The organism is Mobiluncus curtisii ATCC 43063 (genome assembly GCF_000196535.1).
Taxonomy (GTDB): Bacteria; Actinomycetota; Actinomycetes; order Actinomycetales; family Actinomycetaceae; genus Mobiluncus; species Mobiluncus curtisii.
Genome location: NC_014246.1, coordinates 1305292 through 1316776 on the forward strand (window position 1 = coordinate 1305292; position 11485 = coordinate 1316776).

The 11485-nt window shown below is 53.1% G+C and carries 6 protein-coding genes; 5 read left to right on the forward strand and 1 reads right to left on the reverse strand.

The window, feature by feature from the left end; translation table 11 throughout:
• The first annotated feature begins 250 nt into the window (after positions 1-250).
• A complete protein-coding gene (locus tag HMPREF0573_RS05500) occupies positions 251-1150 on the forward strand; it encodes a PDDEXK family nuclease (RefSeq protein WP_236589681.1) in 900 nt (299 codons plus the stop codon).
• 462 nt (positions 1151-1612) lie between these two features.
• Positions 1613-3814 (forward strand): cell wall-binding repeat-containing protein, encoded by a 2202-nt coding sequence (locus HMPREF0573_RS05505; RefSeq protein WP_013189144.1) that lies wholly within the window; start codon positions 1613-1615, stop codon positions 3812-3814.
• Between the two features lie 282 nt (positions 3815-4096).
• Here HMPREF0573_RS05505 and HMPREF0573_RS05510 read toward each other — a convergent pair whose 3' ends face one another.
• Entirely contained in the window at positions 4097-6382 is a 2286-nt protein-coding gene (locus HMPREF0573_RS05510) for a cell wall-binding repeat-containing protein (RefSeq protein WP_013189145.1), read from the reverse strand.
• 496 nt (positions 6383-6878) lie between these two features.
• Here HMPREF0573_RS05510 and HMPREF0573_RS05515 point away from each other — a divergent pair, with 496 nt between their 5' ends.
• The 3 genes from HMPREF0573_RS05515 (at position 6879) to HMPREF0573_RS09380 (ending at position 11471) form a co-directional block, all read left to right on the forward strand.
• Entirely contained in the window at positions 6879-7436 is a 558-nt protein-coding gene (locus tag HMPREF0573_RS05515) for a type IV toxin-antitoxin system AbiEi family antitoxin domain-containing protein (protein ID WP_013189146.1), read from the forward strand.
• Positions 7437-7439: 3 nt separating this feature from the next.
• On the forward strand, positions 7440-8426 hold the full coding sequence (locus tag HMPREF0573_RS05520) for a nucleotidyl transferase AbiEii/AbiGii toxin family protein (RefSeq protein ID WP_013189147.1): 987 nt from the start codon (positions 7440-7442) through the stop codon (positions 8424-8426).
• Positions 8427-8816: 390 nt separating this feature from the next.
• Entirely contained in the window at positions 8817-11471 is a 2655-nt protein-coding gene (locus tag HMPREF0573_RS09380) for a cell wall-binding repeat-containing protein (protein ID WP_013189148.1), read from the forward strand.
• The last annotated feature ends 14 nt before the right edge of the window (positions 11472-11485 follow it).

The window sequence follows — 11485 nt, forward strand, 5'->3', positions numbered from 1 at the left end:
CTCCTGGGATTTTGCGTCATAGTCAATGAGGCAGGTGCACGAGTGACCGATTTCGCCGGGGAATTCGGGTGTATGCGCGCCGGGGTGTAGGTAAAACCGCAGGTGATGGTCATTTGCTGTCCGAGGTTCTGGGTGGGAGTGCGTTGAAATCGGTCGTTCGTGCAAGCAATAATCTGTCCAAAATACGAGTTATCCACAAGTGACAAATCAAAGCTTGCATAAGCTAAAGATGTATAACATCATCAAATGCATGAATGACACTGTGCAGGAGTATCTGGAAGACCAGGGTGGGGTAGCCACTATGGGAGCAGCAATCAAAGCCACCAGCAGGCAGAAAGTCAGACGTGCCTTAGAGTCGGAACTGGTATTGCGTCAAGGACGCAGCACACTATTTCTACCCGCTGTTGATTCTCGGGTGGTCGCTGCCTTCGTTCACCGAGGCTGTCTGACTTGTGTGAGCGCATTAGAGATGATGGGGGTAGCTCTTTGGGAGAACCCCGAACGTATTCACTTGGCGGTGAGCAAGGACTATCACAGTCGCCATTCCGGCAAGGTCCTGTTGCATCGCGAGAAATGGTTGCATTCCACGAAAAGTGGATTCCGGCAGACCTTCCCAGGAGGCTGTCAAGGTTATGCTTACGCAGATGATTGCTATTCCAGTCCGTATTTAGCCAGCCCGCTGAACGCGACTCTTCGAGCCTTGCAGTGTGTGCACACCCACATCGAGAGAGTGGTGATACTGGATTCAGTTTTAAACAAACGCCTGGTAAATCGAGAAATACTGGAAAATGCCGTCGCTCACCTTCGCCGCACAGCGATTCAGGCAGCCCTAGAGGATTGCGATGCGGCAGCCCGGTCGCCACTGGAAACTGTGGGGCGTTTACAGCTCCGAGAGCAGCTCGACGCGGAAGTTAAAACCGGGGTGACTTTAAAAGGTATAGGTGAGGTGGATTTTTTAATCGGTAATCTCATCGTGGAATTTGATGGCTATGAATATCACTGCGGCCGTGCTGAGTTTGATAAAGATCGCGCTCGTTCTCGTGAAGCGTTGCTGCGTGGTTTCGACACCATGCGTTTTACGTATAACGATGTGATCAGCGGTCGATTCTTAGACCCGATACAGCGCTATCTGGTCCGGTGCGGTGCATGAACGACCGATTTCGCCGGGGAAAACGGGTGATTGTACGCCGGGGTGTCGGTAAAGTCGCAGGTGATGGTCGTTTGCTGCCCGAGGTTCTGGGTGGGAGTGCGTTGAAATCGGTCGTTCGTGTCGGAGAGACAACCGCTCTAGGTCTAGCTGTGACCTAAATCACACCTATATTTCTCGGTGTTGTGTAAGAATGCGTCGAGCCTTTACATATAGAGGTTGTTAGCAAGGTTCCTGTGTCCCTTTAAGCTGATAGCCACGGGGTGCGCTGGGTTCCTTGGTTCCGGGGAAGTCCTCGGAAGCGTGAGGTCCTATAAACCGCGAGAATTCGCGACTCTGGGTCTTTCGCAGTATTGACAGAACACTTGGGTGGTGTAAACTTTTCCTGGGTGCTTCCGTCCTGGATCACCTGGGTGGTTTAAAAAATTCCACCCTTTATTACCCAGAAGAAGGGTTTATTTGAAGATGAATTTGAAGAAGAAGTTTGTGATTGGTGCTGCTTCGTTGGCGCTGGTTGCTGGCATGGGCGTCGCCCCCGCGATGGCTGCTCCGGCTGATATTTCGGCTAATCGTTGGGCGGGTACGGATCGTTACGATACCGCTATTCAGGTTGCCTTGAAGGGCTGGGCTGACAAGAATGGTGAGAATCCGTCCGCTGCTACGGTTTACGTTTCTAACGGTGCTTCCTTGGTGGATGCTATCGCTGGTGGCGTGTTGAAGAATGGCCCGATGTTGCTGGTGAACGGCGATAAGGCGGTGCAGTCTAAGGTTGCTGACGCGATTAAGAAGCTCAATGCTGGCAAGGTTATCGCTTTGGGTGGTACCGGTGCCGTGTCTGATGAGGCTTTGAAGGCTGTGGCTGGTACTGCCACGACTGAGCGTATCGCTGGTGCGGATCGTTTCGAGACTGCCGCTAAGATTGCGGAGGCTGCTGAGAAGCAGGGTTTGAAGCCGAATCGTGTGTACTTGGCTAATGGTCAGACTTTGGTTGATGCCTTGGTTGGCGGTCAGCTGAAAGATGGTGTGATCTTGCTGACTGATGGTGCTGACAAACTGCCGGCTGCTACTGCTAAGGCTTTGAACAAGATTGGTGGTAAGGCTTCCCTGTACGCTTTGGGTGGTACCGGTGCTGTGTCTGATGCGGTCTTGAAGAGTGCGGCTGTGTCTCAGACCATTCTGATTGATTCTTTCTTGGAGGATAACAAGGCTGCTGTCGAGGCTTCCGCTAAGGCTGATTTGGCTGTGAATGGCTGGGTCAAGGTCAACGGCGCAACCCAGGACCAGTTCACTGACGCTATCAGTGCTACCCCCACTACGAAGGCTAAGATTGCTGCGACCTGGCCGAAGGTCGACGCTACCCTAGCCGCCGGTATTACCAATGCATGGTTCTTGAAGAATGATGCTGATGGTGTGGCACAGAAAGAAACTTACGTTAACGCGATTCAGGATGCTTCCCCGACGGAGAAGCTCGAGTCCGGCGCTGAAGCCACCGCCTACCTGGGCACCACCAAGGCTGTCGCGAACGCTCAGAAAGCCGCTGATACCGCTGCAGCTGATGTCAACGCAACACCTACCGGCACCTTGGAGAGCAAGCTGATCGCCGCTACTGGTATTATCAACGCTGCTCCTACTGATGCTGACCTTGACAAGGTTATTAGCGCTGCCGACAAGGGTCTTGGTTCTGGCGTTGCCTTGGCTGATGTTCAAAAGGTGTTCCCGGATGTGACTGCTAAGACTACTGGTAAGGAGTTCGTGACTTCTATCGGTTTGGATCCTGCTAAGTTGACGTCCGACGTCCCTGGTCAGACTGCAGTGTTGGAATCTGCTTTGAAGGCTCAGGTTGCTAAGTTGCAGGCCGATGCGGCTGCTGCTGGTAAGGCTAATACTGCTGCGATTAAGGCTAAGACTAAGGCTTCTGAGGCTCTGGACAAGCTGATTCATGGTGCCGCTGTGAACTACAACGTGAATCGTCTTGGTGGTGCGGATCGTTTCGAGACTGCTGTAAAGATTGCTGCTTACGTTTACGGTGAGAAGGGCGATAAGGCTGATCCGACTCGTATCTACTTTGCTAACGGTATGTCTTTCGCTGACGCGGCTGTCGCTGGTTACATTGATAACTCGAAACGTCCTGGCCCGGTGTTGTTGGTCAACAAGGATTCTGTTCCTTCCGTGACTGGTGAACAGGCTCTGGCTTGGGACAAGGCCGTGGATTACGTTCGTAAGAACGTGACCTTCATTGGTGGTACTGGTGTTATCTCTGACGAGAACGGTGCTGCCGAGCTGGAGAAGCTCGCCCCGGCCACCGCTGCTTCCGGCAAGGTTTCTTTCGGAACCTGGGATACGTCTGCCACCAAGATAGCTGAGATTGCTGTTACCACAAAGGATATGCCTAACGGTTCTACCCTGTCCATCGAGTGGTACGGTCGTACCGGCAATACCGGCACCGGTGATGTGCTGATGGTGAATTCCAAGTTGGGTAAGACAGCACCCGGAACCGAAGGAAAAGTGACCGGTGTTGCCACTTCTCTAGACCAGGATGGCAAGGTCAAGATTATCTTCGATAACGTTCCTAACCCGAAGTCCTATGTCCGTGTGAAGGTTACCGCTAAGAACTCTTCTGGCGAGGTCATTACCGAGACCTACTCCACTTGGACCGAGGTCAAGTAGTCTCAAACCAGGATTCGTTCTGAATACTGACTGAAAACTAGATAAACGCTGTGCTCCGGGACCTCACGGTCCTGGGGCACAGTTGTTTGTAGAACCGCGCCTTGACCGGGTGAACAGCCCGCACACGCGCATGACCAATAAAACAGTGGTCTGGCTGGGTCACCCGCTACCACGTATTTAGCCTTTCCGGTCGTCTAGGGCTGTAAAAAGTTCTTTGCCGGGCTGGTCGCCCAGCCCGGCAAAGAACTATATGAAGTTATTGGTGAAACCTTATGGCTTCAATTACCGCTTGGTATTGACGGTCACGGTGAGAGGATTCGTAGCTCCAGTGTTCTTAATCTTCAAAACAATAGTTTTTGCGTCACTGCCGGTGTAGCCAGGATCCTTTACCTTAATCTTGCACTGAGCATCAACACTGGCAACCACACTGGTCGGGTTTGTTGCAGTACTAGAAGGATCCAGTGTCAGAGTTTCAGCGGTACAGGACGGATTAGCAGCAGCGTTGGTAGGCTGAAATACCTTCTCGTTAGTATCGGACAAATCCATTGTGCCATATGCCGGGCTCGCAGCCGCGGGTGCTGCGGGGGCGTTCACGAACTTGCCGCCTTCAGCGATGGCTTTGCCTGCGGCTTGGGCGACGGCGTCTTCAACAGCGCCGGTGCCACCCATGACGTAGCCACCCTGCAGGGTCTTCTGCTTGCCCATCAGGGTCAGCTCGGACACGGTAGACGGCTTCAAGTCACCACTCGTGGGAACCAGCAAAATCGGACCATGCTGCAGCTGACCAGCCACCACAGAGTCAATCAGGTGAGCATCGTCACCAGAAGCCAAGTACACGAAGGTATCAGTGAATGTCTTCTCTGCACGCAGCCAGTAGGACAGCAAAGCAGAAGTCTGGTAACGATCCTCACCAACCAAGCGAGCCAGACCGGAACCGGTACCAACCGTCACCTTAGCCTCAGGACCAGCCTTGTACGCAGCCACAGCCTTATCCAAAGCCTTCTTCGCTTCCGCCGTGGTCTTCACCTGCTCAGCCACACGAGCCTCAATAGCTTTCTTAACCGCGGCGTAGTTCAAAACCTCACCAGCGTTAACGGCGGTCAACTCGTAGTCAGTACCACCTTGAGTCTTAGCGACATCAGCCAGCTTCACACCAGCACCAGGGTTGCCATCAACCTTGATGAACTCAGTATCGCCCTTGTCCGCGATGTAGTTATCGACGATCTGGTCAATCTTCTTCTGATCCAGACCAGTCATGTTGCCATCGCCATCGAAAGTAAAGGAACCCGGGTTATCCAACTCACCATTCACCAAAGTCGGCTTGGTCAATGAGACACCACCATAAGCAGCCATAAACTTTTGGTTGATACCGTTGAAAGTGGCATTACCTGCAGTAGCCAGAGCAGCAGCAGTATTCGGCGCAGGCTGTCCAGAGGACATCGCGGACACGTTACTAGCTACAGCAGCATCGACTGCATCCTTCACCGCACCCAACTGGTTCTTAATCGTCTTCTTGCCAGAATTCTTGGCATCCAACAATGCCTGGGCGTTAACCTTCAAGTTAGCCAAAGACTTCTTGTAGCCAACGAAGCACTTCTTGCCAGCCGCAATACCATCTTTGACATCAATATCAGTGATGTCCTCGGTCTCGGTACAATTAACAGTTCCTTTATTCAGACCGAAGAAATTCTTCAGGTTATCGTCGGCATCTTGGGTCTTACCGTTCAGACCCTGCCACACTTTCTGACCCTCGTAAGCCGCAGCAGCTTCCTGCACAGCCTTCTTCAAATCCGCGTTCGTGGTCTGATACTTCCATGGATCAACCGCAACCTTGCCCTCGAACAACTGCTCGACCTGTGCGGTAGGCAACACGCCCTCACCACCCAAAATCACAGACTTGGTGCTAATCTTTGCCTTTTTAGCGTAAGCCACAGTAGCAGGATCCACCTTGCCGGAAGGATTCACCAACAGGGTCGGACCATTCTCGTAAGCCCCAGCAGTCAGAGCATCAACCATGTTATCGCCACGAGCCAACAAGAACTCCTGATTTGCGCCCCCATTAGGGAACACCTTCTTCGCGATAGCCACGTTAGTCTCGTAACGGTTCTCGCCACCCAAACGCTCAGACTTATCCGTAATGCTGGGATTCATCTTCGCTACGTTATCCACAGCAGCCTTAGGCATAACAGTTTCGCCACCAACAGCGACAAGAGTCCTAACGTCCTTCAGCTGAGGATCCTTATGCATAGTCGCGCCCAGCAACAACTGACCAGCCTTGTCAGAAGGCACCAAAATAACCACACCGTCTTTGACCATGCCAGCCGTAGCAGCATCAACCAAAGCATTCTGGTTCACAAGATAAGCACGCGAAACAGTGCCCTGCTTCATACGCAACTTCGCAGCCTCCAGAGAGGTCTCCACACGAGCATCACCAGCCACACGAACCAGCTTCTTACCGCCAGGCAACAAAACCGGGTCACCCGCTGCAGCCATCGCGGGAGCGACGCCCATGCCAGCAACCAGCGCCAACGAAGCAGCACCAATCACAAACTTCTTCTTCAAATTCATCTTCAAATAAACCCTTCTTCTGGGTAATAAAGGGTCAGGAATTCCGGGTAAATACTGGGGCGTAAACACGCGGGAACCCCCGAGTCGATACCTGCCAGGGTTGCAGGCACATAGGCATTTTCGGGTAGACACCCGCCAGTGCTGCAGGCAAACCGGGGAGGTTTGGCAAGTTGATACTCGGCAGGGGTGTGGCTAACTAGTGGTTTTTGGGTTGTAGCTGCCATTATTGGCAGCTACAACCCAAAAACCACCTTATAAACCCCCAAACCCCAAAGCATCCACCCGACCAGACCCTAAAACCCCGGGCTACACGAACCGCAAAAACCGCCCGGGGAGACTATTGAAAGGTGAAGAATCTCGACCCGATCGACGTAACCCGGGGAGTTTGTTAATGAGGGTATGGTCGCTCGTGTTGGCCGTCTGTCCTGCAAGGCTGAGGGCGTAACATGAGAGGTCAGCGATTGTCAATACCTTTCCTTTTTGGTAAGGTATTGACATGTCTGGATTAGATGATTTGCGCGAGATTGCCCTTGACCAGCACGGATTTGTGACTCGAGGTCAGGCAATCGCTGCAGGGGTGACAGACGCGGATTTGTCCAAGATGGTATCTCGGGACCGGATTGGGCGTCTGGTCCGGGGTGTTTATCGTGTGCCAGGTGTGGCGCAGACGCCCTGGGATGCTTACCATTTGCCGGTTTTGTGGACAGGAGAGACCCGGGCTTGTTTGAGCCATGAGACGGCTTTGGAGGTGTGGGAAGTCACGGAAAGCCTGCCCGAGGTGAAGCATGTGACGGTTGGTCGGGGGCGACGTGTGCGGCGTTCAGATGGTGAAGGGTTTGTGGTTCATTACCAGGATTTGGAGCCACGGGAACGAGCTTGGTGCCAAGGGCTTCCGGTGGTGGTAGTGTCAACAGCCTTGATCCAGTGCGTGGACTACGGGGTATCGACACGGGTGCTGAAGCGTGCGGGTGAGTTGGGTTTGCAACGGGGGCTGTTGACCTCGACGCAGCACGAGCTATTTTTGTCTGCTTTGGCACATCGGGACGGGGTGTGAGTCATGGCAGAATTGCGGGATTCCCAGCGTCTGGAGGAACCGGCGGGCTTGCAAGGGTTAGCTGCGCGGCTGGGTTTGTTGCAAGCCAAGAGTAAAGAGCCGTTTTCGGCTCGTGTTTTGGATAAGTGGGTGGAACAGGCTCAAGCGCAGTTGGGGACGCGTGGGCCACGGTTGGGTTGGTTGATTGCTGCCACGGTGGTGACTGGAGTGCTGCAGCGGGCCTGTGTTGCGGGAGATGGGAAGAATTCGGGTCCGTTTTTCTTGCTGAAAGGCGGGACTATGTTGCAGTACCGGCTCGGGGATACGACACGCAACACGCGGGATATCGATGGTCTGGTGCGTACGGATTTCGACACTTTCTTTAATGAATTAGACAAGGTTTTAGTTGAGTCTTGGGGTCCTTTCGAGTTTTCACGCACGGAAGCGGAAGTCATCACGGTGCCCGGGCGTGTGCTGAAACCGCGGCGTTTTGATGTTTTGGTGTTGATTAAGGGTGTTACGTGGCGTCGCGTCCAGGTCGAGATTTCCGCTGATGAGGGTGATGCCGGGCGGTTGGTGGAAAGCGTGGCGGCGCCCTCGTTGGCTGGCTTTGGTGTTGAATCGCCAGCTAGGATTGCGACTTTGTCCATGAGCTACCAGATAGCGCAGAAGGTGCACGCGGTCACCGGCCCGCATCAACCCCCTGAGCTTGTAAACGACCGTTCGCGTGATGTGGTTGACCTGCTGCTTTTACGTGACTTGGTGCAACGTAGCGGGGCTCCAGAACTGGATGAGATTGCAGCAGCGATACACGACGTGTTCGAAGTCCGGGCGCGCGAAGCCGCTAACCTGGGCGTGAAGGTGCAAACATGGCCTGCACGAGTAGTGGCGTGGCCGCACTGGGAAACAAGTTTTACTACAGAATCTGAGGAAAGCGGTGTAAACGGGTCTCTCCAGGTATGCGTTGAGGAACTCAATACCTGGCTCTGTCTCGTCGACGAAGCTAGTTAAGAGCATTTTTGCGTGATTAATGTTTGTCGAGGATTCAATAGTATCCCCGGGCGGTTTTTGCGGTTCGTGTAGCCCGGGGTTTTAGGGTCTGGTCGGGTGGATGTTTCGGTGTTTGGGGGTTTATAAGGTGGTATTTGGGTTGTAGCTGCCAATAATGGCAGCTACAGCCAAAAAACCACTAGTTAGTCACAACCCCATCAGGTATCCCCTCACAAAACCTCCTGGTTTGCCTGCAGCACTGGCGGGTGTCTACCCGAAAATGCCTATGTGCCTGCAACCCTGGCAGGTATCGGCACGGGGATTTCTCGCGCGTCTGCGCCCCTGGTATTTACCCAGTATTTACCCGGAATTCCTGACCCTTTATTACCCAGAAGAAGGGTTTATTTGAAGATGAATTTGAAGAAGAAGTTTGTGATTGGTGCTGCTTCGTTGGCGCTGGTTGCTGGCATGGGCGTCGCCCCCGCGATGGCTGCGGTTGTGCCGTTGCCTAATGGCGGTGAGTTCAATCTGGACGCGCAGCGTTTAGCTGGTGAGAGCCGTTTGGCGACGTCGATGGCGGTGGCTGCTAAGGCGTACAAGGATAAGGAGAACACGGTTCAGACTGTGTACCTGATTGGTTATGACGCGGTGGTTGACGCGGCGACTGCGGGTATGTTGAACCGTAATAACTTGGATGCGTCTGTGGATGGCCCGATGTTGTCTGCGCCGAAGGATGCGACGACTCAGAAGATGCTGGGTGCGTTCATTAAGAAGACTTTCCCCAGTGTTTCTACCATTGTTGCGGTGGGTGGCACGAGTGTGGTGCCTGATGCTGATTTGAAGAACGTTGCGGATGCTGCGGGTGTGGCTTCTGATCGTTTGAATGGTAAGAACCGTTACGAGACCGCGGTGGAGATTGCTAAGAAGGCTTACCCGGCTGGGGCTGATCGCCTGTATTTGACGCGTGGGGATAACCCGGTGGATGCTTTGGCTGCGGGCACGTTGGAGAAGGCTCCGGTGTTGTTGGTTAACCATGAGGGTGATGTTGATAAGTCCGTGGTTGACTATGTGAAGAGCCTGGGTATCGGTCGCGACGCACATGTTATGGTGATTGGTGGCGAGGACGCGCTGTCTAAGGAGCAGGTCGATAAGCTGTTCAAGGGGGCTAATCTGCCTAAGCATCCTGATGTTACCCCGTGGACTGCTGAGGAAGTGAAGGCTTCTTACAAGGCTGCTGTGAAGAGCGCTGCCGCGGTCTGGTTCGGTCAGACAGCTTGGCAGCAGACTACCGCGAACATGTCCAAGGCTCCTCGCTGGAACTATGGTGACGGTTTGTCCCCGGAGAAGCGCGCTTTGGAACTCGAAGCGATTAATAGCCCGGAGGGTTTCTTCTCCTTGGGTAAGAGCGCTTTGAACCCGGGTGAGATGACTGAGAACGAGAACAATATCGATATCTCTGATGGTATTGATGCTACCGGTAAGGCTTTCGAGGGCTACACGGTGCTGGCTCCGAAGTACGAAAAGGTAAAGCAGTGGAATAACAGCACTGCTGCTAATCAGAGTATCTATGCGTTGCAGGGTGCTTGGGACAAGGCTGTGCAGGACGTGAAGAACGCTAAGGTCACTGCTGGTCAGCTGGCAAGTAAAGAGTTGCTACACCGTGATGCTGGTGCTTGGAATGGCAAGGTTTCTGAAGCCCATGCGTCCGCTTTGAAGACCGCTATCGCCAATGTGCTTGCTCTCGTAGGTGGTAAGGCTGGCGATGATAATACCGTTCTGTCGGGTGCTGTTACTTCTGCTGCTGGCACCTCCGCTACTACGCTGAAGCAGGTCGATGCTGACAAGGTTGCCGCTTTGCGTACGGCTATGGATGATGTTGCCGGTGATGGTGTTACTTGTGCAAAGCCTGCTGATAACGCGAAGTTGGATGATGTGATTAAGGCTATTGGCGTTTGTGTTGCAGACACGACCAATTTCACGGCTGCCAATGGTTGGGGCGCTGCCAGTGCAACTAAGGATAACGCTAACGAAGCTATTGACGATTTGATGGCTCCGGCTGCTTTTGGTACTCACGAAACTACGGATTTGTACAAGGCTGCTGTGGCTTTGTTCGGTAAGGATTCGGTTGATAAGAACTGGGTTGAGCTGACCAACGACGGAAAGATTAAGAAGTCTGGCATGTTCACGTTCGTGTCTAATGATTCGGCGGCTCGCTTGTCGGGTGTGAATACTACTCCGATGGTGAATGCTGATAAGGCTTCTGGTGCTTACTTGTTCTACATTGAGAAGGACAAGAACAATAGCAACCACAAGAAGGCATTTGAGGATGCTTCGAGTGCGGGCTTGTCTGCTACCGAGTTCAACGCGACTATTGCTGATTTGGCTGAGCGTGACGCTAAGGACTTGAAAGATATCTTTACGGCTAACCAGACTGACGGTAACGCTACTGACGTGAATAAGAATCATTCGATTAACTGGGCTGCGGTTAAGGCGCTTGTGAATGAGCGTGTGGCTAAGTTTGAGAAGATGCAGAAGGCTGCTGGTGAGAAGCTAATTAAGGCGGTCATGGATTACAACTGGGTTGTTAACCCCAATGGTTCTGAGATGCTTGGTGGGGATGGTAAGGATGGTGTTTGCCGTATTAATGGTAAGGATCGTTACCAGACTTCGGCTCTGTTGTCTATCTTCCAGTCCAAGCCTGATACGGATGTTCTCATGAAGGGCTGCCAGTGGGGCGAGGGTCGTTTCGATCAGATGAAATCGGTGTACTTGGCTTCTGGTACTCAGGATCACTTGATTGACCCGGTGTTCGCTGGGACTGTGAAGGACGGCACGATTCTGTTGGTTCCTGGTCAGGGCGATGTGGAGACTTTGGTTGCTTCTGAGTTGAAGCGTAAGGGCACTGCCCCGCGTAAGGCGGAACTGTTGAAGGAAGGTATTGCTGCTAACGCTGTTTGGGCTGTGGGTGGCAAGAACGCTATCTCCGACGACGTGTTCACTAACGCTGTCAACGCTATGTTCGGCAAGAAGGTCGTGGAAAAGTCCGAAGATAAACCCGCCAAGTAACCCTTGGTAACACT

Bases quoted from the DNA above. Each gene is read 5' to 3' on its own strand.
- HMPREF0573_RS05515 (WP_013189146.1), top strand. From the start codon at position 6,879: ATGTCTGGATTAGATGATTTGCGCGAGATTGCCCTTGACCAGCACGGA.
- HMPREF0573_RS05500 (WP_236589681.1), top strand. From the start codon at position 251: ATGAATGACACTGTGCAGGAGTATCTGGAAGACCAGGGTGGGGTAGCC.
- HMPREF0573_RS05520 (WP_013189147.1), top strand. From the start codon at position 7,440: ATGGCAGAATTGCGGGATTCCCAGCGTCTGGAGGAACCGGCGGGCTTG.
- HMPREF0573_RS05510 (WP_013189145.1), bottom strand. From the start codon at position 6,382: ATGAATTTGAAGAAGAAGTTTGTGATTGGTGCTGCTTCGTTGGCGCTG.
- HMPREF0573_RS05505 (WP_013189144.1), top strand. From the start codon at position 1,613: ATGAATTTGAAGAAGAAGTTTGTGATTGGTGCTGCTTCGTTGGCGCTG.
- HMPREF0573_RS09380 (WP_013189148.1), top strand. From the start codon at position 8,817: ATGAATTTGAAGAAGAAGTTTGTGATTGGTGCTGCTTCGTTGGCGCTG.